The 26,185-nt window shown below is 38.5% G+C and carries 25 protein-coding genes; 13 read left to right on the top strand and 12 right to left on the bottom strand.

Annotated features, from left to right (window positions below; all coding sequences use genetic code 11):
• Positions 1-7 precede the first annotated feature (7 nt).
• Both U0839_RS00675 and dxs read right to left on the bottom strand, forming a co-directional pair.
• Positions 8-685, bottom strand: coding sequence for an ABC transporter substrate-binding protein (locus tag U0839_RS00675; protein WP_413549869.1), 678 nt, complete (start codon positions 683-685; stop codon positions 8-10).
• Between the two features lie 27 nt (positions 686-712).
• Positions 713-2,701 (bottom strand): 1-deoxy-D-xylulose-5-phosphate synthase, encoded by a 1,989-nt coding sequence (gene dxs / locus U0839_RS00670; protein ID WP_155565968.1) that lies wholly within the window; start codon positions 2,699-2,701, stop codon positions 713-715.
• A gap of 471 nt (positions 2,702-3,172) precedes the next feature.
• On the opposite strand from dxs, the gene hpnH reads away from it, so the two are divergent.
• Positions 3,173-4,342 carry an adenosyl-hopene transferase HpnH gene (gene hpnH, locus U0839_RS00665; protein ID WP_155565910.1) on the top strand — a complete coding sequence of 390 codons (1,170 nt, stop codon included), beginning with the start codon at positions 3,173-3,175 and terminating at the stop codon, positions 4,340-4,342.
• A 239-nt stretch (positions 4,343-4,581) separates the two neighbouring features.
• Positions 4,582-5,871: a hemolysin family protein gene (locus U0839_RS00660; protein ID WP_155565909.1), complete on the top strand. Its 1,290-nt coding sequence runs from the start codon at positions 4,582-4,584 to the stop codon at positions 5,869-5,871.
• 48 nt (positions 5,872-5,919) lie between these two features.
• Here U0839_RS00660 and U0839_RS00655 read toward each other — a convergent pair whose 3' ends face one another.
• Together U0839_RS00655 and U0839_RS00650 are read right to left on the bottom strand one after the other, a co-directional pair.
• Positions 5,920-7,839, bottom strand: a complete 1,920-nt coding sequence (locus tag U0839_RS00655) for a lytic transglycosylase domain-containing protein (RefSeq protein WP_155565908.1) — start codon at positions 7,837-7,839, stop codon at positions 5,920-5,922.
• 94 nt (positions 7,840-7,933) lie between these two features.
• Positions 7,934-8,686 (bottom strand): uracil-DNA glycosylase, encoded by a 753-nt coding sequence (locus U0839_RS00650; protein WP_155565907.1) that lies wholly within the window; start codon positions 8,684-8,686, stop codon positions 7,934-7,936.
• Between the two features lie 78 nt (positions 8,687-8,764).
• Between U0839_RS00650 and U0839_RS00645 the strand changes: the two genes are divergently transcribed.
• The 3 genes from U0839_RS00645 to U0839_RS00635 are packed head-to-tail and all read left to right on the top strand — an operon-like array spanning position 8,765 to position 11,835.
• Entirely contained in the window at positions 8,765-10,519 is a 1,755-nt protein-coding gene (locus U0839_RS00645; protein WP_413549875.1) for a tetratricopeptide repeat protein, read from the top strand.
• Between the two features lie 28 nt (positions 10,520-10,547).
• Positions 10,548-11,423, top strand: a complete 876-nt coding sequence (locus U0839_RS00640; RefSeq protein ID WP_155565905.1) for a 4-(cytidine 5'-diphospho)-2-C-methyl-D-erythritol kinase — start codon at positions 10,548-10,550, stop codon at positions 11,421-11,423.
• Between the two features lie 49 nt (positions 11,424-11,472).
• Positions 11,473-11,835: a hypothetical protein gene (locus tag U0839_RS00635; RefSeq protein WP_110438549.1), complete on the top strand. Its 363-nt coding sequence runs from the start codon at positions 11,473-11,475 to the stop codon at positions 11,833-11,835.
• A 9-nt stretch (positions 11,836-11,844) separates the two neighbouring features.
• Here the strand turns inward: U0839_RS00635 and U0839_RS00630 are convergent, their stop codons facing one another.
• The 3 genes from U0839_RS00630 to U0839_RS00620 all read right to left on the bottom strand — a co-directional run bounded on the left by U0839_RS00630 (position 11,845) and on the right by U0839_RS00620 (position 14,590).
• On the bottom strand, positions 11,845-12,423 hold the full coding sequence (locus tag U0839_RS00630; RefSeq protein ID WP_155580841.1) for a YqaA family protein: 579 nt from the start codon (positions 12,421-12,423) through the stop codon (positions 11,845-11,847).
• 66 nt (positions 12,424-12,489) lie between these two features.
• Entirely contained in the window at positions 12,490-13,878 is a 1,389-nt protein-coding gene (locus U0839_RS00625; protein ID WP_413549867.1) for an ATP-binding protein, read from the bottom strand.
• Complete coding sequence (locus U0839_RS00620; RefSeq protein WP_110438546.1) at positions 13,865-14,590, bottom strand: response regulator; 726 nt, start codon at positions 14,588-14,590, stop codon at positions 13,865-13,867. Before U0839_RS00620 ends, U0839_RS00625 begins: the two co-directional genes overlap by 14 nt.
• A 159-nt stretch (positions 14,591-14,749) precedes the next feature.
• Between U0839_RS00620 and U0839_RS00615 the strand changes: the two genes are divergently transcribed.
• Complete coding sequence (locus U0839_RS00615) at positions 14,750-15,160, top strand: rhodanese-like domain-containing protein (RefSeq protein ID WP_155565902.1); 411 nt, start codon at positions 14,750-14,752, stop codon at positions 15,158-15,160.
• 7 nt (positions 15,161-15,167) lie between these two features.
• Here the strand turns inward: U0839_RS00615 and U0839_RS00610 are convergent, their stop codons facing one another.
• The gene (locus tag U0839_RS00610) at positions 15,168-16,064 is read right to left on the bottom strand and encodes a DUF2272 domain-containing protein (protein WP_155565901.1); all 897 of its coding nucleotides are present in this window, start codon (positions 16,062-16,064) and stop codon (positions 15,168-15,170) included.
• A 244-nt stretch (positions 16,065-16,308) separates the two neighbouring features.
• On the opposite strand from U0839_RS00610, the gene panC reads away from it, so the two are divergent.
• Positions 16,309-17,130 carry a pantoate--beta-alanine ligase gene (panC, locus tag U0839_RS00605; protein WP_155565900.1) on the top strand — a complete coding sequence of 274 codons (822 nt, stop codon included), beginning with the start codon at positions 16,309-16,311 and terminating at the stop codon, positions 17,128-17,130.
• A gap of 46 nt (positions 17,131-17,176) precedes the next feature.
• Here panC and dksA read toward each other — a convergent pair whose 3' ends face one another.
• A complete protein-coding gene (gene dksA, locus U0839_RS00600; protein WP_110438542.1) occupies positions 17,177-17,608 on the bottom strand; it encodes an RNA polymerase-binding protein DksA in 432 nt (143 codons plus the stop codon).
• A 412-nt stretch (positions 17,609-18,020) separates the two neighbouring features.
• Between dksA and speD the strand changes: the two genes are divergently transcribed.
• The 4 genes from speD (at position 18,021) to U0839_RS00580 (ending at position 20,356) form a co-directional block, all read left to right on the top strand.
• The gene (speD, locus tag U0839_RS00595; RefSeq protein WP_110438541.1) at positions 18,021-18,485 is read left to right on the top strand and encodes an adenosylmethionine decarboxylase; all 465 of its coding nucleotides are present in this window, start codon (positions 18,021-18,023) and stop codon (positions 18,483-18,485) included.
• Positions 18,486-18,577: 92 nt separating this feature from the next.
• The gene (gene speE / locus U0839_RS00590) at positions 18,578-19,438 is read left to right on the top strand and encodes a polyamine aminopropyltransferase (protein WP_413549866.1); all 861 of its coding nucleotides are present in this window, start codon (positions 18,578-18,580) and stop codon (positions 19,436-19,438) included.
• Between the two features lie 164 nt (positions 19,439-19,602).
• Positions 19,603-19,755, top strand: a complete 153-nt coding sequence (locus tag U0839_RS00585; protein ID WP_155565898.1) for a hypothetical protein — start codon at positions 19,603-19,605, stop codon at positions 19,753-19,755.
• A gap of 22 nt (positions 19,756-19,777) precedes the next feature.
• Entirely contained in the window at positions 19,778-20,356 is a 579-nt protein-coding gene (locus tag U0839_RS00580; RefSeq protein ID WP_155565897.1) for a histidine phosphatase family protein, read from the top strand.
• Here U0839_RS00580 and cobS read toward each other — a convergent pair.
• Genes cobS through U0839_RS00565 form a run of 3 tightly spaced genes read right to left on the bottom strand, consistent with a single transcriptional unit; the run spans position 20,324 to position 23,429 of the window.
• Entirely contained in the window at positions 20,324-21,100 is a 777-nt protein-coding gene (gene cobS, locus U0839_RS00575) for an adenosylcobinamide-GDP ribazoletransferase (RefSeq protein ID WP_155565896.1), read from the bottom strand. The two genes, U0839_RS00580 and cobS, sit on opposite strands and share 33 nt — an antisense overlap.
• The gene (locus U0839_RS00570) at positions 21,097-22,113 is read right to left on the bottom strand and encodes a nicotinate-nucleotide--dimethylbenzimidazole phosphoribosyltransferase (RefSeq protein ID WP_155565895.1); all 1,017 of its coding nucleotides are present in this window, start codon (positions 22,111-22,113) and stop codon (positions 21,097-21,099) included. Before U0839_RS00570 ends, cobS begins: the two co-directional genes overlap by 4 nt.
• Complete coding sequence (locus U0839_RS00565; protein WP_155565894.1) at positions 22,110-23,429, bottom strand: cobyrinate a,c-diamide synthase; 1,320 nt, start codon at positions 23,427-23,429, stop codon at positions 22,110-22,112. Before U0839_RS00565 ends, U0839_RS00570 begins: the two co-directional genes overlap by 4 nt.
• Positions 23,430-23,576: 147 nt before the next feature.
• Between U0839_RS00565 and U0839_RS00560 the strand changes: the two genes are divergently transcribed.
• The gene (locus U0839_RS00560; RefSeq protein ID WP_370533614.1) at positions 23,577-24,653 is read left to right on the top strand and encodes a cobalt-precorrin-5B (C(1))-methyltransferase; all 1,077 of its coding nucleotides are present in this window, start codon (positions 23,577-23,579) and stop codon (positions 24,651-24,653) included.
• Positions 24,654-24,779: 126 nt separating this feature from the next.
• Positions 24,780-26,185: glycosyltransferase family 2 protein (locus tag U0839_RS00555; protein WP_413549864.1), on the top strand; the 1,406-nt coding region annotated here is incomplete at its 3' end.

The raw sequence follows: 26,185 nt of genomic DNA, 5'->3' as shown, positions 1-26,185 counted from the left end.
TGTTAGATTAGGAGTTGTTTTTTGACATGAAGGATTGTGTTTTCTTGTTTAACATTTCAATCAATCCTTGACTGCCACCTTTTGCCAGGGTCGAACTAAAGTCACCATGTTGAATGGCGATTTGACTGATATGACCATTCAGCAACACATCGACAATTTTCCATCCTTGTGGGGTTTTACGCAACAGATAGTTGATTTCTGTTGCTGATCCCATATCACTTGCGTCCCCAACCCTGGTTTTAATAATTTTATCATCGTTTGTCGTTGCATTTTTAACATTTGGTAAAATTTTAAATTCCGTACCTTTTTCTTTGGCAAAACTGGAATAATACCGTGCAACTGTATAATTAGTGAAAGCTTGCAAAAGCTGCTCTTTTTCAGCTTCGGAATATGAATCGTAACGATAGCCAACCGTACTGCTTAAAATTGAAGAGAAATCATAGGAATCATTTAAAACTTTTCTAAGGGCGGTCATGCCTTTTTCAGCAGGGGTTTGCTTGGACTGTTGAAGTTGGCTTAGGATGCGATACAGATTGACAACAGGTGTTTTAATGGAATTTTCTGTATCAGATCCGGTTACAGAAACAGGACGGACGGCAGTATCATTTGCATGAATTGCGATTGGAGAATTAAAGCCTATAAAGGCTGTAACACTGCATAACAGGATATGACGATGAAATTTCATAGTTGAATCTACCTAAACTTTTTATATTTAAATTTCCAAAGGTACATCTAAAGCTTTTAAAGCGGTTTTGACAATAGATGGAGCATCTAAACCTGCCTCAATATATTGCGCGGTTTGGTTATTATGGTTAATGAAATAATCAGGTAGAACCATTGGCCTGAACCTTACATGATCTAAAAGACCGTTCTGGGCAAGATGTTGCATGACAAATGCTCCAAATCCGCCTGTTGATCCCTCCTCAATAGTGATAAGAACCTTATGGTTTCTAGCCAGCTGATCAATTAATCCTTTGTCAAGAGGCTTAGCAAAACGAGCGTCGACAATTGTAGGGGGCAATCCATATTGTTTAAGGGTTTCGGCAGCTTTTAAACATTCTGCCAAACGGGCTCCGAAAGACAAGATGGCAATTCCCCCCTTTTCATCACCGGTCTGCTCTCCCATTTCCTGAATGATTTTTCCTTTACCAATTGGAAGAATTTGACTTTCTGCCGGTAAAGAAAGACCAATACCAGGGCCACGTGGATATCTGAAGGCGATTGGACCTTCATCAAAAGCTGCTGCGGTTGCTGTCATATGAGCTAATTCAACTTCATTGCTGGGAGCCATGATAACAATATTTGGTAGACATCCCAAATATGCAATATCAAAGGTACCAGCGTGGGTTGCCCCATCAGCTCCAACCAGTCCAGCGCGATCAATGGCGAAACGAACAGGTAAATTCTGCAGGACAACGTCATGCATGACTTGATCATAGGCACGTTGCAGAAAAGAGGAATATATAGCACAGAAAGGTCTTAACCCCTCGGTTGCCAGACCTGCGGCAAATGTAACCGCATGTTGTTCAGCAATGCCGACGTCAAAATAACGTTCAGGAAATTTCTGTTCAAATTTGTCTAATCCTGTACCAGATGGCATCGCAGCGGTTATGGCAATAATTTTGTCATCTTTTTCAGCGCATTTTAGCAGTTCATTACTGAAAACCGAGGTATACGATGGTGGTCCGGGCGGTCCTTTATTCTGTTTTCCTGTTATGACATTGAATTTGGAGACAGCATGATATTTATCGCCTGAAGATTCAGCCGGTTTATATCCATGTCCCTTTTGGGTTACGACATGTAAAAGTACTGGACCGATATGTTCGGCATCGCGCAGATTTCTTAAGACAGGAACCAGTTGTTGTAAATTATGTCCATCAATTGGCCCCACATAATAGAAACCTAGTTCTTCAAACAATGTCCCGCCCGTCATTAAAGCACGGGCATATTCTTCGGCCCGTTTTGCCTTTTTTTCAAGACTCTCGGGTAATTTGCTGGCAACTCTGGCGGCAAGATCTCTTAGCCCCAAGAAATGACGTGACGAGAGAAGCTGCGATAGATAAACGGACATTGAACCGACAGGTGGGGCAATGGACATTTCATTATCGTTCAGGATGACAATTAATCGTTCTGCACCTGGCCCAGCAACTGCAGCATTATTCATGGCCTCATAGGCCATACCAGCTGAAATGGATCCGTCACCGATTACCGCTATGACACTGCGTTCATCATATGCTGGATCTTTTTTGGCCTTAAAATGGTTTGCAACAGCTATACCCAATCCTGCCGAGATCGAGGTTGAGGAATGGGCGGCTCCGAAAGGGTCGTATATACTTTCTGAACGTTTTGTAAAGCCTGATAATCCTCCAGGTTGACGTAATGTACGAATAAATTCACGACGACCAGTTAATATTTTGTGGGGATAAGCCTGATGACCAACATCCCATATTAGTGAGTCATTTGGTGTATCAAAAACAGCATGTAATGCAACAGTAAGTTCAACCACACCCAAAGAGGCCCCTAAATGTCCACCTGTTGTGGAAACGACATCTATTGTTTCGGCACGTAATTCCTTGGCTAGCTGTTCTAGCTGTTCAATGGAAAGGTTTTTGAGATCTGTTGGGGTATGAACGCGGTCTAATAAAGGGAAACGTCCATAAGTAGGAATGGATTTTAAATGATTAGCCGATTCATTTTCCATAAGATTTTCTTTGTTCTTAGGCGTTTCGGTTTGTTCATCCATGTTATATTTCGTCCGTAACTGTTACATAATAGCTTAATATAAATGTTAAGTTTTTTAGCTTATACTCGAGTTTAGATGATATTCAAATACACGTTATGTAAAATCTATCACCTTTCATGAATAAAAAAGGATAAAAAGCGAACAATATATTACACTTTTTTATTAAGCTTTTATGGCTGATTTTATCTTTTTTTTCAAACGAGATATTAAATTTGTTGCTTGAGGAACACATCTATGAAGTAAATTGTTACTTTAAAGAAGGAAAAAGAGAGACGGCAAGGCTTTTGAAATTTAAAATAAAACGTTTTTGTCGTAAAGTACGTTTTTTACTAATAATATTTTTTTCTTGTTGTTAAGGGTCATTTATCTTATGAATGACGCATTTGTTATATGTTAATATCGGTTAAACCGGTTTGGGAGCTTAGATAAATGGCTGTTCCTCTGATGCAGGCAGTACGAGTCGGTAGCTACGTTGTTAAACAACATCTAAAAAGACGTGAAAAATATCCACTCGTTTTGATGTTGGAGCCTTTATTACGTTGTAACTTGGCCTGTTCTGGTTGCGGAAAGATTGATTATCCTGCTGAGATATTGAATCAGCGATTGAGTGTGCAGGAATGTTTGGATGCTGATGCTGAATGTGGCGCCCCTGTCGTGGCAGTTGCAGGGGGTGAACCCTTGTTGCATAAGGAAATGCCACAGATTATTGAGGGATTGATCGCTCGTAAACGGTATGTATATCTGTGTACTAATGGATTGTTGCTTGAAAAAAAGATTGACGATTATAAACCATCTCCATTCTTTTCATGGGATATTCATTTGGATGGTGACAAGTCCATGCATGACGCTTCTGTCTGTCAGCAGGGGGTTTACGATCGTGCCGTTTCAGCAATAAAACTTGCCAAGTCTAAAGGGTTCAGGGTTTCAATCAACTGCACCCTGTTTGATAATGCCGATCCATATCGTGTAGCGGCATTTTTTGACAGTGTTATGGAGTTGGGGGTTGATGGTATTATGACTGCTCCTGGCTATGCCTATGAAAGGGCGCCAGATCAAGAACATTTCCTGAACCGTCAAAATACCAAAAAATTATTTCGTGAAATTTTCAGATTGGGAAAGGGACATAAATGGCGTTTCACGCAATCTCCATTATTCCTGAATTTTCTGGCTGGAAATGAGCAATATCACTGTACTCCTTGGGGTAAGCCTTTAAGAACAGTTTTTGGATGGCAACGTCCATGCTATCTGTTGGGAGAAGGTTATGCACCGACGTTTGAAGCATTGATGAATGAAACTCAATGGGATCAGTACGGTACGGGCAATTACGAAAAATGCGCCAATTGCATGGTTCATTCCGGATATGAAGCTACCGCTGTTAAGGATGCGATCAAACGTCCATGGCATATTGCTCAGGTTGCTTTAACAGGACCCAAGGTTGAAGGTGTGATGGCACCCGAAATAGATTTGTCACAACAGAGACAGGCAAAATATGATTATAATGAACAGGTGGCGGAATTAATGAAGAAACTGCCTAAGGATTCAGTTAAAAAACGGACAGCAGTTCGTCGTGTTAAAAAGGTGGCTGTTCAGGAAGCCTGATTATACATTGGTATCTTTTGTGGAATAAAAGGAAAGGCAAGCTTACTTTTTCAAGCTTGCCTTTTTTAATAGTTGTGTAAGGAACAAATTTATTACAGAAATAAAAATAAAAATGTTAAATCATACTCAAAGTAAAAATAAGTATAACAGATTTATTATTTTTTATTAGTAACAATTTTGTTAGATTATTTTTGTAATTTCTGTTTTTTATTATGATTACATTTATTGGATTTAAGTAAATGCTTGTTTCAATTATTGTTATTTTATGCTTGATTTTTTTGAATGGTATTTTCGCTATGGGCGAACTTGCTTTAATATCAAGCCGAAAAGCCCGGCTGGTTGCGATGCAACATCAAGGGGTGAAGGGTGTTGAAGGGGCTTTACGATTAATTGATAAACCACAAAGTTTTTTACCCACTATTCAGGTTGGTATTACGCTTGTTTCAATATTTGAGGGAGCCTTTGGGGGATCCCGTATTGAAAATTGTCTAAGGCATTGGCTTGAACAATTTTCGTTAATCAAAATCTGGGCAGATGACTTGTCGATTCTTATCGTTGTTTTGGTTATTACTTTTTTTATGCTAATTTTTGGGGAACTGGTTCCAAAGCAGTTGGCGTTACTAGAGCCTGAGGTCATTGCTGTCCGCCTGTCCTGGCTATTTATAATTATATCAAAGATTGCCTCTCCTGCAGTTTGGGTCCTCAGTAAATCCTCTGAATGCGTTTTGAAATTATTAAGAAGACATAATAAAGTTTCTGTCTCTGTAACAGAAGAGGAATTAAGGGCCTACATTGCCGAGGGTGCCAAGGTTGGTGTGCTGGAAGTTGAAGAACGGGATATGATTGAACGTTTGCTACGACTGGCTGACCGACCTGTCAGGGCTGTTATGCGTCCAAGGAATGAAATTATATGGATTGATCGTTCTATTTCAGGGGACAAATTGAAACAGGCTTTGTACAATATTTCACATACACGATTGGTTGTTTGTGAGAATGGAATTGATAATCCTGTTGGTGTGGTTTTGGTTAATGATTTGTTCAGCCAGCTTTTACATAAAAACAGCTTGTCAATTAATGCCTGTTTACAGCGTCCTCTTGTTGTTCCGGATAGTATGTCTGCCTTGGACGCTCTGGAACGATTGAGGGGTGATTTATTAGGAATATTACTGGTTCTTGACGAATATGGCTCATTTGAGGGAATTGTAACGGTTTCGGATATTTTTAAAATAATTGTGGGTGAAATTAATCAGTCTCTGGATGCCCCCCGTCTTGAGTCAGGGATAAGTAATGAATATTTACTGGAAGGGACGACTCAGGTCGATGAAGTCAGGGATCAGCTGGATTTAGGAGATTTACCTGCGGAAGGAAGTTATCATACGGTCGCCGGATTGATTTTGGCACTTTTACGAAGAGTCCCGGTTACAGGTGACAAGGTTGTTTTTTCAGGTTGGCTTTTTGAGGTTTTGGAGATGGAAAATCGTCGGGTTACTCGTGTAAAGGCAAGTCGACAACCTGTGGCAAAAAACTAGTAGGTATTTAAAAATCCCTTTTCTTAAAAAAAAGAAAAGGGATTTTTTTTAATGTAATGTAATGGCTTGGGCCAATTTTACTTCATTTGTAAATTTAGGCCATTTGTTTTGAGCCAGAGCCTTTAAGGAAGGAGAGGGTAAATCAAGCTTATCAGAATAAATCCAAAGAAAAGTCAGCGCTTTATGCAAATAGTTTTTTGTTTCCTTGATGGGAATTGTTTCCATGAACAGTAATGGATCTTGATTATTCTCAGCTGAATTCAACCATTTTGATGTTATTACAGGTCCGGCATTATAACTGGCCAGCATATGAATAAGGCTTCCCCCTTTTGGAAGCATATCATAGCTTTTCTTGTTATAAAGTCCTGATAAATGGATAAGGTATAATTGACCAATTTCCAAATTTAAAGCGGAATTTTGCAGTTCATCCAAACGATGAATCGATACGTTATTTTTTTGTTTTGCAATATATTTTGCTGTCATAGGCATGATTTGCATTAGGCCACGTGCCCCTGTATTCGAAACAGCCTTGCTATTGAAATTTGATTCTAAACGGATCAACGCATAGATAAGTGCCGGATTGATTCTGTAGCCATTCCTTGGATGTAAATTGGGTAAGGGTAAGCTTTTATTGTGGTCGAGAAGATTTTCATTTTGTGCAATTATCTCAACAAGCTGTTTAGATAAATCGTTTGCGCCTATGGTTTTTGCAATCAATTGAATGGAATGCAAAAGGGCAAGATTCTTTCTATTTTTTATCCATATCTGTTTTAAAATAATCTCAGCCCGTTTTTTTTCGTCCACTTGTAGTAAGGCAAAAAACCTTTTTCCCTCAGCAGTGGCTTCAATAGTGTTGATATCCACTTGAGAAAGTGTTGTAGAAGAAAATTTAAGGAAATTTAGTAAAGGATGAAAATCAGTCTTCTCTGTTGAAGTATCATGATCGTTTTCTTTTAGAATCTGGTTGGCCAAAATACCATAAAAAGTATGCACAAACGAAGCCGATCTGCGCAACCAGATAATATATTCCTGTTTATTTTCCTTTCTTAGACATGAACGTGCAGCCCAGAAATAAGTACCTGCTCTAATATTGGTAGTGATAATATCTGCCTTTGAAGCCTGTGCAAAAAATTTCAAGGATTGATCAATATCATTATTTTTCCAGGCAATTAATCCAGCGACATATCCAGCCAAACCAACACGGTAATTGGATGATTTAAACGCATTTTTAGCCAGTTGATAGGCATGATCTGAATAATTCATTGCAAAGAGCTGTTGAGCTATTTCTGCCTGTAATTGTGCGGCATATAGATTATTCATTCCGCGTGTCTGTTGAATAAGCTGCAAGGCACTTTTCGCTCCCTGCCAACCTGATGCGCTGCGTTCACGAACAGTTTGATCCAACAAAGGATTTCTTTTGAAGGAATTGGTTTCGAAATTAAGATGATCAAGGCTTTGCAAATAAGCCATGACATTATTGTTGTTATCAATAGGTAGATTCTGACTGACGGGAATTGATACTTTAATAGCGCCAAGATTGTTCAGACGCTTTTGAATATCAGATGAATCAGGATAAGATGCAAAATTTTTCAGCCATAACTTTAATTGCCCTGTATTTGGTAAAAAATGTGGGTTTAGGTAACGCTCGGCAAGAATATCGCCGAGCAACAAATTGTCTGAAATCTGAATTGTTTCAGATTGAGCCGTTGTGAAATCCCCTTTGCGTTGTAGATCAAATATATAGCGAATACGCTGTTCATCCATTGAATTTAACGGACGAGGAAAGCTGACACGACCATTACCATTTCGAATAATATTTCTAGCTTGTGTAATGATTGTTTCTTCACGCTGATCTAACTGTTTTGGCGTAGTTGCCCGTATGGATACAGTTGATACGCCTGCAAACAAGGCTGCGCTTGCCAATAAAGCCCGGACAGCCAAAGGGGAAAGAATGTTTGTCCCTTGCATAATACATATTAATTAGGAAAGAGTGTCATGTAATTCAAGAGTTATTTATTTTAGGTAATTAAATATTATCGCTGAAATATATATAATGCTTCAATCAAGTGTTTTTATCTATGGTGGCACGAATGTAAAGGAGATTTTTCCAGGTTACCTGGCGGATCTTGGCATTAATGTTAATTTGGGAAAGATGGTGTAATGGAAAAAGTTGGATGGGGTTAGGAATTCCAGAGTATGTGAATGAATGCCATTGATTTTTTAGCTGGTTAAAATTGACTGGGGTTTTTAGTAAGGTCTTAGCAGGTAATTGTCCAATTGTCAGGATATATCTGGGTTGATACAGGATTAGTAATTTATATAAAAAAGGTAGGCAAAGTTCTAATTCATTCGTTGATATTTGTCGTCCACCTGGGGGGCGCCATGGAACAAGCGGAATACGAAAACAAGCATCAAGAGAAATATCGATGTTATCAAGCATCTGTTCAAGCCAGAAATTTCCCGTATCTGCGAAAACCCTTCCGCTACGATCTTCATCGGCATCGGGAACATCCCCGATAATGTAAATATGGGATTTTGGATCTCCAACAGAAAGTATTGTATTCATGGCTGTGTTTTTAAGCGAACAGTCTTTGAATTCCAGGATAGCCTGGTTTATTTCTTGTAAACTATTGGTTTGAAAAGCGGAGTGTCGATTTGTTTTTGTTATAATTTTCGTTGAAACAGATTGTTTTTTAGGTAAAGGAAGAGTAGGAATAGGTTTTCTATTTTCTAAATGGTTGATACTTACTGAAGTTAAATTTTCATCTATACCCCATTCAGAATATAGCTGTAACAATGATAAATGGTCATACATTTTAGATTACGATGAATATAATGATGGTTAACGAAACCTTATATACTAAGATTTCAGTTTATTGAGAAGATAGTGATTATGCAATGCCCACGCTTTCTACGCACCATGCTTTTATCTTTTTCTCTAATTGCTGGGATGAGCTCGGCATCTAAAGCGTCCGTAATTGTAAAGGATCCAGAGCCTGTTATTCCCCTGGTGCATCAAAGGGGCGGGTACGGGGATTATCTGTCTGCCTATTATGCGGCGCAGACCGATGATAATGTGACCGCTGCAAAATTTTATAATAATGTGTTTAATCATGATCTAAAAAACACGGATGCACGTGAAAGGGCATTTTACTATAGTGTGATCGCCGGCAATCCAGCTGCAGTAAATTTGGCAAAACAAGAAGATAAGGATCCAATTTCCGCCCTGGTATTAAGAAATGATGCAATTGTTAAGGGAAACTGGAAAGAGGCATTAAAATATTTTACTTCTCCTCCTGGTGATCCATTGGGTCAGATGACGTTTTTACTGTTGCAAGCATGGTGCCTATATGGTGCTGGTCAGATTGATCAGGCAAACGCTCTGTTTGAAAAAGGAATTAATACGCCTATTAGTGGAGTTTTTCTAATTCATTATGGCGTTGCGGAAACTTTATCACATCATGATAAAAAAGCTGGCATTTTATTTGAAAAAGCCTATCGGGTTTTTCCCGGGGCGGATTTGCTGTTAATGCGGGCTTATGGAAATTGGCTTTATCAGCATCATCGGGCTGGAAAAGCGGAGGCAATGGTCGATAATTTGACTGATATTTTGCCTTTTTTATCCATTTCAAAAAATAATTTACGTCGCAATCTTTCTCAATTTCCAGTGCATGATGCTCAAGGGGCGGTTGCTCAGGTTTACTTGGCAATGGCCTCCCTGATTCAGCAGGATTTGGCCAATCAGACTGTTGATGAAAATGACAGGGAGGCTAAAATTTCGTATAAGGTTGCCCTTCATACTGAACAGATATTTTTACGGTTTGCTTTACAGCTCAATCCAAATCTTTCTGAAGCCAAAATTATGTTATCGGGCATTCTTGCGGAACAAAAACACCCTGAACAGGCCCGTAAAATCTTATTTCCCGTTAATCCGGATGATCCGTTAAAGACCAATATACAGTTACAACTTGCCCGTTATGATGCATTATTAAAACATTATTCTCGGGCGGAAAAATCCTTGGAAGAATTGTTAAAGGATTACCCACAAGAAATTAGTTTATGGCAAACGTTGGGTGATATTTATTTTGATCAGAAAAATTATCCAAAAACCATTCAAATCTACAGTAAAGTCATTCAGTTAAAGAAAAACAAAACTAAATATGATTGGACAATGTTTTTCATAAGAGGGGTTGCTTATGAAAAACAAAAACAATGGCTAAAAGCTGAACAGGATCTACAAATGGCATTAAAATTGGCACCAAATGAGCCAATTTTATTGAATTATCTGGGTTATTCATGGGCACTAAGACATAAAAACTTGCAGAAAGCCCAGATAATGCTACAGAAAGCCATTGATATTGCACCGGATGAAGGGGCAATCCGTGATAGTTTAGGCTGGATTATGGTTTTGAATAATCAAACAGCTTTAGCCATACAACAGTTGGAGCTGGCTGCCGAGACCATTCCACAGGATCCTGAATTAAATTACCATCTAGGGGTTGCCTATTGGAAGGTTGGACGCTATCAAGAGGCGATTAATCAATGGAATGTAGCCTTGACTTGCAATCCAAATCCTGAAAATAGAAATTTAATATTGAATGCATTACAAAAAGCTAAAAAAAATAAATTCTTGTCCTCTCACCACTAGGTAATTTCACTATTTGAAAAAAGATTCAATGTTTATAGAAAAAGCGTACGCCAAAATAAACCTTTTTTTGCATGTGACGGACAAACGTCCTGATGGATATCATATTCTGGATAGTCTGGTTGTTTTTCCTGATGTAGGGGATGAATTGATCCTGTTTCCAGTTTCAGGTAAAGAGGACAGACTTGTCGAGCTTGAAATAACGGGGCAATTTGTATCGCAGTTATCTCAGGAAAATCAGGACGATAACCTGATTGTTAAAGCAGCCTATAAACTTGCAGCATGTACAAAACAACCTTTAAAGCCTGTTAAAATCCAACTGATTAAAAATCTTCCTGTCGCCTCAGGAATTGGTGGTGGATCTTCAGATGCAGCGGCTACTTTACGGTTATTGATGCGTTATTGGAATCTTGTAATTGACAATGATTCATTACAGAAGATTGCATTACAATTGGGGGCAGATGTTCCCGTTTGTCTTAATCCGGTCACACAACGCATGCAGGGAATTGGTGAAGTCATTTCAAGGGATATAGAAATTCCCTCTTTTGGCATGATTTTAGTGAATCATGGAGAAGGGGTGTCAACGGCGGAAGTGTTTAAGAAGCGTCAATCTTCTTTTTTTGACAAAGTTAATTTGAAAAATAGTTTCGATAATGTTAATTCATTTATTCATGATATAATGACCTATGATAATAATTTACAGGAGCCTGCTATTTTACTAAATTCTAAAATTGAAAAAGTTTTGGAAGAAATTAAGATGTTACCCCACTGTCGCTTGGCACGAATGAGTGGATCGGGTGCAACTTGTTTTGGATTATTTGAAACGGTTGAGCAAGCACAAAAAGCGGCGGAGATTTTATCCTCAAAATATTCTTGGTGGATATGGGGGGGGAAAGCTATTCATTAATTTAAATTTTATAGATATAAAATATTTTAGAGGGATAAAGAGGTTACAAATGGCTATTGATGTGAATATACGGATTACGGAAGACCGTAAAAAAACAATTTTAACTTTTTCACCTGATAGTGGCGTAACCGGTCAATTAGAATTAAATCAGCTGGAACTGGACAATCTTATCCAAGCTTTGGGATCTGTTCGATGGATGATGGCAGAAGGTCAAAAAATAGCTGAAATAACCGGGGCGCAGATCAAACCTGCATATCAAACCAAATGGGCAATTCAGAAGAATATTGAAAAAGCAGAAACTTTGCTTGCTTTTCAACATCCAGGGTTTGGTCCACTTGGGTTTGTTTTATCTGACCAACAAGTTAAGGAATATGTCAAGGCATTACAAAAAGGTCTGAAAATCAAGAAATAAATGTTATAGTTAGATATATTTAAAAGCGATGATACCCGATATAAGCAATAAGCAGATAAAACTGGTTACCCATATTAATCGCTTTTCAATAAAATCCTGAATAGATGACCCAAAAAAATAAAGTAGAACAGCTTCCAGGAAAAAACGGGAGCCTCGGGTAATTAAACTTGCGAGCAGGAAGGGTATCAGGGCAAAATGTGCCGCACCGGCAGTAATGGTGATGAATTTATAGGGGATCGGTGTTAATCCTTTGATTAGAATAATCCATACGCCATATGTATTGAATTTATCCTGCAAATTGATGAGTTGCTGTTCTGCGTGATAGAAATGAATGATGGGCATTGCAAGATAATGAAGTAAAAAAGCACCTATTATCCATCCCAATAACCCTCCGACAACACTACTTAAAGTTGTAACTATTGCATATAGCCATGCTTTGCATCGTTTAGCGAGAATCATTGGACAAAGGAGAATATCCGGCGGTATTGGGAAAAAGCTTGCCTCGGAAAACGCGGTTAGCATAAGCCAGAATATCGCGTACTGACTTGCGGCGAGTTGTAAGGCGCGTGCATAAAGATGTTTGAGCATAAAATAAATAAATGTTTTATATTTGTATAGATTGAGGTTAATGTAACGAAATTCGTTTCGGGAAAGTTATTCTATAAGCATAACGACTGCACATAATCCATGAGGAATACGATTATGTAAAGTAATATCTCCACCTTGTCCGCGAATAATATTTCTTGCGATTGAAAGTCCCAGCCCAGTTCCTCCTGTAGAACGGTTGCGGCTTGTTTCCATACGGACAAAGGGTTCAAAAACATATTCAAGATTTTCCTGTTTCAATCCGGGTCCATCATCTTCGATCAATATGAAGATATGTTTGTCTTTCTGGTTATAAAGTGATGGGAAGGGAGGTTTTGAGGTTAGCGATACAGTAACATTCCCTCCATAATTAAGCGCATTATTCATTAGGTTTTGTAGGGCTCTTTTTAGGTTGATCGGACGAGCCTTGATTGTATAACTGGGTAAGGGATGGTGAAGACGGATTTGATCAATTTTATCCGGATGGGTTTCCTGTAATTCATGGATAAGGGTTTCAATCAGGCTTGTTAAATCAAGATTGATAACAGGTTCATGATGCGTATTGTCACGTCCGAATGCCAGGGTCGCATCAATCATTTTTTCAAGTTCATCAAGATCTGAGATAAATTTTTTTTGTAAATGTTTATCATTGATAAATTCAGATCTTAATTTCAATCGTGTAATCGGTGTGCGCAGATCATGACCAATTGCCAAAAGAAGTTGTGTACGATCATTTACAAAACGATTTATACGCCGTGCCATATCGTTAAATGCCCGTGCGGCTTGGGCAACTTCTTCTGGTCCAGATTCAACAAGAGGAGTGGCATTGACATCTTGTCCCAGCCTTCCCGCTGCTGCGGCTAATGTACTGACAGGGGCAATTAATCGTCGAACACTCCACAAAGTAAGCAGGCTTGTTGCTGTTGCCATGATAAAAAAGCTGATCGGAAACGTTGCTGATTTGAAAGGGTTTGGTGTGGTTAATTCATATATGATGTTTAACCATTGTTTATCATCTGGTAACTGAAATGCGATTGCATTTTTATGTTTGTCTGGATCAGAGGTGGCAATAATTTTGGTTGGACGTAATTCGGGTGGGAACAAGATTGTTGTAAGAAGGTGGGAAACAGTTTGTTCCAATTTAGGGGAAGGGAGATTGACATTTTTAAGATTGGGTTCGTTTGAAAGAAAAATGGTAAATCCATGTATTGGATCTAGATCATTAATCTCATCGGACCGATCCTTGCTATCGACTTCCGAAATATCACGATAAATAGCTGTTGCGCGATTTACAGCTTCCTGTTCTTGGGTGAGGCGATTGAAATCTAGCCGATCCAAAGTATTGATTAACAAGCCACATGCCTCGATCAAACCCATCCCAATGATTAAGATCGAGGCTGTACGAGCTGCTAGAGAATAGGGCCATAAATGCCACTTTCTTGGTTTATGTTGTGACATAGTGAATGGGTAGGGCCAACAAATAGCCCCCTCGGTGAACGGTTTTAATTATTTTTGGCTGGCGGCTGTCATCTTGCAGTTTCCGACGCAATCGGCTTAATGTAACGTCAATTGTACGATCGGTGGAAGGAAGCTGATGCCCATATAGAATTTCGGATAAAGTTTCCCGGGTAACAATTTCTGGGGCATGTTCGATTAAAGCAATTAACAGGTCATATTCCTTGCTTGTCAGGGAAACCTCAACATTTTGAGGATTCAGTAGCTGTCTGTGAAGTAAATTGACCTTCCAGTCTCCAAACTGGATGATTTTCTGTATGTAGGGGTTGTGAGCGAATTGTTTACGTTGTGAACGATGCAAAACGGCATGGATACGGGCCAGTAATTCTCTTGGGTTGAAAGGTTTTGCCATATAATCGTCGGCACCTAGTTCTAGCCCGATAATCCGATCTGCTTCGTCTCCCATAGCGGTTAACATAATGATAGGAATATCAGCTTTTTTTCTTAACCAATGGGCTATCTCGAAACCACTTTCCTGAGGTAGCATAAGGTCGAGAATCACAAGGTCAAAATGATTGTTTTTCCAAATTTGGCGCACTTGCTCCCCATTATATGCATAGGAAACCTTGAAATGATGTTTTTGCAAGAATTGAGAGAGCAGATCTACAATTTCGTGATCATCATCAATTATTAAAAGATGTATAGTTTGTTCCATAAGATATCAAAAACAAGAAAAGTTAAAATCTGGTCAGAATAGATAACGTGATTAAAGGCAAATATTATTTATTAACAAAACTTTGAGTAATGATGTTTTTTCTTTTGGAAATTATTTTATAGTGAAAATCAATTAAATTAAAGTAAAGGATAGATTATCATGATACCAGAAATAAAGCCTAAAGAGGCTTGGGATTTGTTAAAAAAGGATGGGCAGGCTCTGTTAATTGATGTCAGAACGCCGGAGGAGTGGGAACAGGTCGGCTATCCAGAGTTATCATCTCTAGGCAAGGAAGTTATCAAGATTAGCCTACAAGACAGGATGGGAAATAGAAATGTGAATTTCATACGGGAGTTGAAAAAAACCGTAACGCAATTAGATCGGCCTTTATTATTCCTATGTCTTATGGGAGGACGAAGTCGAATCGCTGCAATCTTGGCAAAAGATGAAGGCTATAAAAATGTTTATAATATAAAAGAAGGTTTTGAAGGGCCAGCAAATGTCAATGGAGTAAGGGGGACAATTGCTGGTTGGCTAGCAGATAATTTACCTTTCACGAAAAAATCTTAAATAATTTTCACATATTTGTAGAAGGGCTTGCCTCTGCATCATATACGATTTCAATGACAATACACCAGGGATAACGATAGTCATAGCTTGCACCATTTGCATTGGATATCATGCCCTGAGTGTCAACAGGTACATGGGTCAATGCAACGGAATCATTTACGTTGCCGCCAATAATACTGATTTCCTTGCCAAAAGGTTGCATGTTCTGGTTTGTCATAACGACAATACCGCAATGTGCAGGAAATCCGTATGTTGTGGGAAGTGTATTAAAACGGATAGTGTTCCGGTTTTTACCTCTGGCGGTACAAATCATGTCACCCAGTTTTGGTGCATAAGTGGCTGGATCATGCCCCCTTAAGACAGGAGATGTTCCAGAAGCGGCCGCATTGATATAGGTTGAATGATTGGGTGAATAGGGGAAACGGTCATTTGCACCTGCAATTCTCATGATATAAGAGATAAAAGCCGCGGACCAGGCATAATTTCCATCGTTGATAAAGTTGAAAACGGTTCCATTACTATTATGTTTTCCAGTATAACTTCCTTCTTTCATGCCGGGATCCATACCAATCCACCAATATTCACCCACCCGTTGCCATAAACCAGATGAACGTTCAGCCTTTACATCCGGACTTGTTGGTTCAGGACGCTGAAGGGGATCTTCATCGGCAATGGGTTGGTTAAATACGCGCCATTCGCGTAAGGTTAACGCTACTACTTCCTGGCGGGAAAAAGGTTCATAATTTCTAATGGCAAAATCTGGAACACGGTCATTATAATAATATCCGACCGGTTTTTGCGATGATGCTGTTTGTTGAGTTGGTGTTATACGGGGGTTATTTGGTGGTCCACCACAGGCGACAAGAAACGTAAGGAAGAAAACCGAGATAATTTTACGGATCATTTTAATAAATCATCTTGAATGTTAAAAATATTAAGAAATGAATATATTATCTCTGATAATTAGTCTTTTTGAAATGATTTTTCTTTCGTAAATAATGTTATTCAAAACAAACTGTGGCTTTAAAACATCTTCATTTTACGATAAGGAAAGGAATCGTTGGTATTCTAATTAAACGGCCATGAATTTTAAAAAGTTATTATTAAAAACCATATTACATAAATATACCAGGGAAATAGGGGAAGATATGATTATTACCCATGATTTGAATGAGTTTTTAAGGGAGAGAGGGCATTTGGACATGATTGATGTATCCTTTGTTCCAACGATGGGAGCTTTACATGAGGGTCATCTTGCTTTGGTAAAGAAAGCCAAGAAAATAGCCAAACATTGCATTGTAAGTGTTTTTGTCAATCCTTTACAATTTGATCAGAAAGAGGATTTTCTTCGATATCCTAAACTTGAAAAAGAGGATGTTCATTTGCTTGAACAAAATCAGGTCGATATAGTGTGGTTTCCAAAAGTCGAGGATATCTATCCAAAAGGTTTTGACACGCGTATTGAGATAGGTGGACCAGCTTTACAATGGGAAGGTGCATTGCGTAAAGGTCATTTTTCAGGCGTTGCAACCGTTGTTTATCGATTGTTTTCTTTAGTCAGACCTAAATTTGCCTGCTTTGGGGAAAAGGATTGGCAACAAATTCAGGTGATTCACAGAATGGTAAAGGATTTGCTTTTACCTGTTACTTTGGTGAATGTGCCAATCGTGCGTGAAAAAGATGGTCTTGCAAAATCATCCAGGAATCGTTTTCTTACGAGTGAAGAGCGTTCGCGAGCACCGTTTTTGTATAAAATATTACAAGAGGCTTATCTAAAGTTAAAAAGTGGAGGTAATATTTCACTTATTTTATCAAACGCAATAGAGGCATTGGAAAAAAAAGAGTTTAAAGTGGATTATTTTTGTGCGGTTGATGGAAATTCTCTACAGAAAATAACCAAGTGGAATGATAATGCACGTCTTATTGCAGCGGTAAAACTGGGAAGTGTACGATTATTGGATAATATATGAAATTTATTTTCCATTTATTTAATTGAAATGGAAAATAAGTCATGGTTTAGTCGATTGGTTGGTCATCTCGATAAACGCGTTCTTTTCTCTCATGTTGTTCTTGAGCTTCAATGGAAAGAGTGGCGATGGGGCGGGCCTCTAGCCGCTTCAAACTGATGGGTTCTCCTGTTACCTCACAATAGCCATAAGAACCATCTTCAATTTTCTGAAGTGCGTTATTGATTTTTGCAAGCAGTTTTCTGGCCCGGTCATGAGTACGCAGCTCAATTGCGCGGTCTGTTTCAGAACTGGCCCGGTCATTGAGATCAATATCAACATTTTTGTCTTCTGAGAGATGATTAAGGGCCTCAGTTGAATTTTGCAAAAGAGAATCCCGCCAATCTTCCAATTTCTTTTTAAAATATGCAAGCTGACGAGGATTCATGAATTCCTCATCTTCAGAAGGGCGATAGTTTTTATCAAGCGGTAACGTATTCATTATGCACCTGCTATAGATATGGAATAATAAAGTAGCCTAAATTACTTTTATTAGAGCTTTATAATAGCGAGTAACTATTTCGCCAAGTAAAAAAAATAAATTTTAAAAAATAGTGGGTAAATTAATAAAAACAAGATTTTGGGTCTAAAAATGTAAAAAAAATATTTTTTTGAAAAAATATAAAAAAAAAACTTGAGATTCGTCAGTGAAGGGGTCATATACTAACCTAAATATAACGGTGGTCGTTATTTCGCGGAATATATGATATATTATTGATTAGGACAAATTCTGTTTGATTACTAGAACAGGGTTCGTTTCTGATTGAAGTTTATGTATGTTCTAGTTTCACTTTATTCTTTGGCCCAAGGGGGCATATTGCCCAACAGGCCGTCTACTGGTTTAGGGGTACGTGATGAACGGACTTGCTCAACTGGGGATGGTCTCGGAAACTCCGAGAAATAACCAGGTTTCAATTGATTTTTCAGAAAATATGGAAGATCGTAAAGATTATTTTATTGTTAAAGATGGTATGCGTTTTGCAGGAACGCATCTTCTTGTTGATTTGTGGGATGCAACCAATCTGGATAATCCAGAAGAGATTGATCGCATCTTGTGTGAAGCTGCTGTTGTAGCTGGGGCCACGATATTACACAGTCATTTTCATCATTTTTCACCGAATGGTGGGGTTTCTGGTGTTGTTGTTTTGGCGGAAAGCCATATTTCCATTCATACCTGGCCAGAACGGAATTTTGCTGCTCTGGACATTTTCATGTGTGGTTCTTGTGATCCGTATCTTGCCATTCCTGTTTTACAACATTTCTTTAAACCTGAAAGAATTGTACTGGACGAACAGAGGCGTGGGAAAGAAAATTTATAGAAAAACGATATTTCTATAGCAGTAACAAACACTGGACAAAAGAATATTGTCCAGTTTTTTTTGTCATTCAATAAAGGTGAAAGCAGAATTTAATGTCTTTTAAATGGGTTGATGAAACGTTGTATCCGGCCTGGAAACAGAGCTTCCGTGCTGATAGGGAAATCGTGCATAAAAAATCTTTATTTCAGGATATATGCATTATTGAAAATGAAGAATATGGCAAGGTTTTATTCCTGGATGGCGTGACCCAGATTACTGAAAAAGATGAATTTGTATATCAGGAAATGCTTGTTCATGTTCCCTTGTTGACACATGGCAATGCAAAGCGTGTTCTGATTATTGGTGCTGGAGATGGTGGGGTTTTACGTCGGGTTTTACAGCATCAAACAGTTGAAAAGGCGGTTATGGTGGAGATTGATGGGGATGTTGTCGCTCTGTCCAAGGAATTTCTGCCTGAAATTTCAAAAGATTGCTGGAATGATCTACGTGCGGAAGTGATTATTGGGGATGGTATCCAGTATGTTGCCGATGCGCCAAAGGAAAGTTTTGATGTTATAATTGTGGATAGCACTGATCCAATTGGTGTTGGTGAAGTTTTATTTACGGATGATTTTTATCGAAATGCAGCCAGAATTTTAACTGGAGACGGCCTGATTGTGAATCAATGTGGTGTTCCGTTTATGCAAGCCGAGGAATTGCGGGAAACCAGTTTGCGTCGTAAAAAATTCTTTTCATATGTATCGGCTTATGTCGCTGCGGTTCCAACCTATGTGGGTGGATTTATGACGCTAGGGATTGCAGGAAAAAAAGAAAATCAAACCAATCAAACAGTTGATATAATTAAGCAACGAGCAAAGGTGGCAAAACTTGAAGGATTGACACGGTACTGGTCTCCAGATGTTCATATGGCATCTTTTTGTCTCCCGCCATATATTAAGGAAAATTTACCGTAATAACAATGTGGTTTGAAAATTAAGAATTCTATTTCATGTAAAAAAAACGTATAGTTTACAAACGGTCGGATTTTATGACAATCTGGATTATAGTTTAAAGAATAGAATAAATTAATTTTTTTATAAAATTTTCTGATAGCAGGTTGGTAAGAAAGGAAAAGAATATGGCGGCAGCAATTATTTTCTTATCAACCTGTATTGTTTTACTGGTAATGTATTCCATAATCTGTGCGTTATGGGATGTGATATTGGGGCGTTGGAGCAGAGAAGAACAGAAAAAAAATTTTCAACAGGATCTTAATGATTTTGATGAATGAAAGGACAGGTTGATTCATTATTATGAGCATAAATGATCATTTCCAGATTGGTTTAATGCGTCATCCACCTGTTCAGGTTCCTGCTGGCATGTGTTACGGGCATTCAGATATACCTTTACGAAATGGATGGGAACAATATGTTTCGATTCCAGAAGGGTTTGCAATTGATCAGATTTATACCTCCCCTTTGTCACGTTGTCTCAAGTTGGCCCGTGCCATTGCATTGCAATATCAGATCCCATATCAGGAAGATAGGCGCTTGATCGAATTGAATTTCGGTTTATGGGAAGGAAAAAAATGGGATGAAATTCCTAAGGAATTCATTGATGCATGGGCAGAAAATCCTTGGGATTGGCAGATTCCGGAAGGAGAAACAGGTCGGTTACTTCTTGCTAGGGTTATTGAAATTTGGCATGAAATTAAAAAAAAGGGTCAAAATATTTTGATTGTCTCACATGGTGGCCCTTTACGGCTTTTAAGGCAGATTGCGTTAGAAAAATCAATTGAACTGTTAGGTCCATTACCAGATTTTGGTCGAATTGAATTATTTACCTTTTCAAAACATTATTTAGATAAACAACAAATTGCTTGTAACGAGTAAAGCGGTTGTGGATAATACCTGAACAGCGCCCAGGCAATCTCCGTTATATCCTTTAATATGGTTGTTGATAATCAAGCTGGATAAAAAACCGGTTATAAAGGAAACCAAAAGATACAAGATTGTAAATTTCCAGTTTAAGAGATAGAGACATATGCTTATCGTTATGGTGAAATGAATGAAACTGGAAATAAATGGAATATGATCAAGCTGACTGGCCATACTTTTTGATTGAACAGGGGAAAGGATAAAAATGGGGATCAACATGGATGATCTGGATAAAATCGCAATGGCTGTTAAAAGCGGAATAATTTTCTGATGAAGTGTCATTAGAGAGATCAAGGAGGTGATCTGTATTCCGAGTACAATAAATAATGTTAGAACCCCGTATGTGCCTAAACGGCTATCTTTCATAATGGTCAATTTTTGATCAATACTATGTCCGCCACCAAATCCATCTGCACAATCTGCCAATCCATCCTCGTGTAAACAACCGGTTAGCAATAGATGAAATCCTAATGCTGAAAAGGCGATAATTGACGAAGATAGAGTGGTGAAAGAAAGGGTATAAATAAAACATCCTTCAAGCCCACCGATAAAAGCGGAAATAAATGGCCAAATCCATATGGATCTGGCAAATGAAAAGAAATGAAAATCATTATAAATATAATGAATTGGCAATCGTGAAAAAAAGGAAAGACTACTGAAAAAATCAGTTATGACTTTCCTTATGAAAAGAAAAATCATTTAGGATACGGTAATCCGGCCTCATCATAGGTGGACATACCTCTATAACAGGCTAGGGCACCTTGAAGAATTGGAATGGTTATTGCGCATCCGCTGCCTTCTCCCAATCGCATATTAAAGGCTATCAAAGGATATTGGTTCAGGTTTCCGGCCAATAACAAATGCCCTTTTTCTGCAGAAAGATGGCTGATTTTTGCATGATCAAGACCTGACGGGTTTAGCTTTTGCAATGCAGCAACAGCGCTGGTGCAAACAAAACCATCTAATAATACCGGAATATTGAGATAACGAGCAGCCAAAGTGGCCCCCAACAAAGCCGCTTCTTCATATCCACCAAAGTGGCGGCAAATTTCAAGTGGGTCATCGAGAATATCCTGATGTTTGGCTAGAGCCTCATCAACAACACGTTGTTTGTTCTGGATATATTCAGGCGATTGACTTGTGCCTTTGCTGACCCATTGGGCACCATTTCCACCAAACAGGGCGGCACTCAAAGCGGCAGCTATTGTTGTATTGCCAATTCCAACTTCCCCTAAACAAAGCAGATTGATATTGGGTGTTACGGCATTATATCCCGTCTCGACCGCCTTAAGGAAATCATGTTCTGACATGGCCGCTTCATGACAGAAGTTTTTGGTTTTCTCAAAATGATTTAGAGGGATAATACGCAGTTCTGCTCCCGCAGTTTTTGCCAGCTGGTTAATGGCTGCATGTCCCTGTTCGATCTGGGTGACCATCAATTCCGTAACGACAGCATTGTAGGGTGTGACACTTTCGTCGGTAATGCCATGGTTTCCAGCAAAAATCATGATACATACCTTATCGAGGCTGGGCATTTCTTTTTTTTGCCAGGATGCTAGCCATGCAACCAGATTTTCAAGTTCTCCTAAACTGCCAGGAGGTTTTAAAAGGTTATTCTGGCGGGTAAAAGTGGCCTGTTCAGCTTTTTTATCCTTTTCGGGCAGTACAAGGCACAATTTTCTTAATTCGGTAATAGACTTAAAGTGTTTCATGATTTTAATGCAATACTATGGAAAAAACAGCCTGTAACTTTATTACGTCTTCCACCTTCCGGGCCAAGATAATTGTCTGTTCCATCGCTCAGTAAGGCATATGGCTGGTCAGATCCTGGATCTGAAAGGGTTGCGTAATGAAATTCATGGCCATATATTGTAAGATCCCCGTTTTGGTTAGGTAACCTCGCTATACGATATCCTAAATGAATTTTAGGTTTTGCATAACTGCAGCTATGGCTGAGCAGCCCACTCATTCTATGTGCTTGCCCGTTTTTGTCAATGAGGCTTTTCCCCATAACCATATATCCCCCGCATTCACCATGCACAGTTTTAGTTTGGGCAAAGTTTTGTAAACCCTGTAAAAACTGATTGGCATTGGCAATTTTTTCCGCATATAGCTCTGGATATCCTCCTGGTAGCCAGCAACTATCACATTTTTCTGATGGTGCCTCATCTTGCAGTGGAGAAAAAAAATGGATGGATGCTCCCTGTCGATGCCATCCATCAAGAATATGGGGATAAATGAAACTGAAAGCGAGATCTCTTGCGATTGCTATTCTTTGACCAAGGGGTGGTAGGGCAATAATTGAATTATCTGATGGGATGGAAAGCTGAGGAATATATGACAATAATTTATCCAGATCTATATTTTCTTCAATAAAATCAGCCAGAAAATCAAGGTGATTATCCAGATCCTCATGTTCTTCGGCTTGAATTAATCCCAGATGCCTTGTCGGTAAATGAAGTTTTGAATTACGGGGAACACTGCCCAATATCGGAATATTAATCCGGTCAAAGGCAGCTTTGGTATTTTGATAATGACGGGGGGATGCCACATTATTTAAAATTACACCGAGAATCTTGAATTTCGGGTTTATATTGGCGAAACCATAGGCAATAGCAGCGGCCGATTGCGCCTGACCAGTAATATCCAGAACCAATATGATTGGAATGTTGTAGCGTATTGCCAGATCGGCTCCACATCCTCTTTTGCCTTCTTCATTTTCGATGCCGTCCAAAAACCCCATTGAGGATTCAATGATGAATAATTCTGCACTTTTTGTTGAGGCATTAAATAAATGGTCAAGTAAAGGAAAAGGCATGGCCCAGCTATCTAAATTAAAGGATGTGTCTTGCGTTGCGATGGCGTGAAAGGCGGGATCGATATAATCTGGTCCTGATTTTGCCGCACGAACATGTATGTTTTTACGGCGTAAAGCAGTTAATAATCCTAGGGTGATGGTTGTTTTTCCACTTGCCGATTTGGGAGCGGCGATCATAAACGCTTTGATAGAATGCGGTTGATTGTTCATATAAATATTTGAACTTGAATGAAAAAAAGTTTATTGATGATTGAAATAACCTGTAAAATACAAGCCATTTGAAGAATAGCAATCATAGATCAATTTTCCCTGATTTAGAATTAAATTAAAAAAATTACCATTTCGTGAAAAGGAGGAATATTGGAACATGTCAAAAAATTAAAATATGGTTGGACAACGGGGGCTTGTGCGACAGCAGCTGCAAAAGCGGCTTATTTGGCTTTAAAACGTGGTTTTTTTTCGGATCGTGTTACAATTACTCTTCCACAGGGGAAAAGAGTTTCATTTAGGATTTTTAACCACAAAATTCTGGATCGGCACTGTGCAATTGCCTCGGTTATCAAAGATGCGGGGGATGATCCTGATATTACCCACGGAGCGGAAATCCGTGTAAGAATAACAATCTTGTCCATTGATCGTGGAATTGTTTTCAAGGCAGGAAAAGGTGTGGGGACAATTACTAAACCGGGATTACAATTGCCTGTTGGTCAGCCTGCAATCAATCCAGTACCTCGTCAAATGATCCGGTATGCATTGAACGAGGTATTTCCTTCCCCTGATGTAGAGGTGGAAATAAGCGTTGTTAATGGAGAGGAGCTTGCAAAAAAAACGATGAATCCAAAATTGGGTATTATGGGTGGATTATCGATTTTAGGAACAACAGGCATTGTTGTACCGTTTTCTTGCGCAGCATGGATCGCGAGCATTTATCGCGGGATAGATGTGGCACGGGCTGCAAATTTGACGCATCTGATTGCCTCTGTCGGGAATGTATCTGAAGAAACGGCCAAAAAAATCTATACACTGCCCGAATCAGCCTTTATTGAAATGGGTGATTTTGTTGGGGGAGTTCTGAAATATCTAAAAACACATCCAGTTCAATGGCTAACCTTGGCAGGAGGTGTTGCCAAATTTACAAAATTGGCACAAGGTCATCTGGATCTTCATTCTGGTCGTTCACAGGTAGATTTTGCACAATTGGCAGAATGGGTTGCGGAATTGGGGGCGGAGGATAGTTTTGTTGAGAAAGTCAGGCTGGCTAATACTGCCCTGGAGGTTTTCAGGAACTGTCATGTAAAACGGTTGCCCCTGGCTGATTTTATTGCAGAAAAGGCACGGGCAGTTGTAAAAGAAACACTTGATCCCGTGATTTTTAAAATCGAAATTCTGATGGTTGATCGTAAGGGTAATTGTCTTGGGAGGGCGTTTGCATAATGTATTAATAATATCAAATATTGGATTTCTGATTAATTATTAGATTATCATATTTTATTAGAAAATATTGCTAAAATAAGGTAAGTGTTTAGATCAATCATTAGATGAAAGCGGGTCCGATATTATATGCATGTTCTTCAAAATCTGCTTTTTAATAATCATTTATCAGATATTTCAGAAAAATTATATTTTGATATTCAAAAAGGCGGTATACAACCGTTATCGGAAAATGATGGAATTATTCTTGAAAAAAATAGCAGAATTTCTTTTGGAACATATTTCAATTATTTTTCCTTAAATACATGGCGTAAATATTGCCAACTCAAAGATCTTCATTTTCAGTTACAGGGAAAAGGTGAATTTGTATTGAGGTTCTGGCTGACAGACAAAAATTACCAGCCTTCTTCATCAAAGCGTGTTATTGAAAAACAAGTTTATTTAAATAAAGATCAAGATTGTTTTTGCATTGATTGCTCATTTTTATTGAAAAAACAAGGCATTCTTCATTTTACAATAGATACAAAGGGCGAATGTTTCATACAGGGTGGTTCTTTTTGCACCAAAACAGATCCTGTTAACTATGTAAAATTAGGAATAGTTATTACGCACTATAATCGTAAAAAATATCTGATCCCTGCCATTCGGCGGATAGAAACGCAGCTTTTATCTAATGAATCTTTTAAAAACAACATTGATCTTATTATTGTAGATAATTCTCGAGATGTTTCTTCAGAAGAGGCAGGGGAGGCGATTGTTATTTCTAATCTCAATTATGGAGGATCCGGGGGATTTACACGCGGATTACTGTATTTGAAAGATCGTCATTATACACATTGTCTTTTTATGGATGATGATGCCAGTTGTGAAATTGAATCTATAATCAAGACTTTCAGATTATTGCAATATTCAGTCGTGGAGCGATTGGCAATAGCTGGAACCATGTTATATGAAAAAGAATCGACAATCATTCATGAGAAGGGTGCCCAGTATAAGCCCTTAAGCTTGATACAGCTATATTGTGGTCTTGATATATCGAAATTTGAAACTATTATAGCGACTGATTTAGATAAAAAGAAAATTGAATATGGTGCCTGGTGGCATTTTGCCTTTAAGATTGAAGATGTAAATTATTTTCCATTTCCTTTTTTTGTTAAGGGAGATGATATGCTTTTCGGATTAATGAATCATTTCAATATCATTACTGTGAATGGCATATGTGTTTTTGGAGAGGATTTCCGTTACAAGGATGGCCCCTTACCCCGATATTTAAGCGTAAGGGCCAATTTTGCTTTGGCTTTGATATATTCAGATTGTTCTTTATGGATTTATGTCTGGCGTTATATACGTTGGATATTTATTTCCATTTTAACCTATCGTTATGCTTCTGCCCGAGCTACTAGCATTGCTTTGCAACATGTTATGCGAGGTCCAGAATTCTGGACACGCTATTTATCCTTAACAGATATATATCCTGCCATTTCGAATGTATTGTCGGAAGAGAAAATGGATGATGTTGATATAGATCAACTAAA

This window comes from Commensalibacter sp. A3DC, assembly GCF_047307945.1.
Classification (GTDB): Bacteria; Pseudomonadota; Alphaproteobacteria; order Acetobacterales; family Acetobacteraceae; genus Commensalibacter; species Commensalibacter melissae.
The sequence above is the reverse complement of the archived record's forward strand: the minus strand, read 5'-3'. Positions and strand labels throughout refer to the sequence as shown.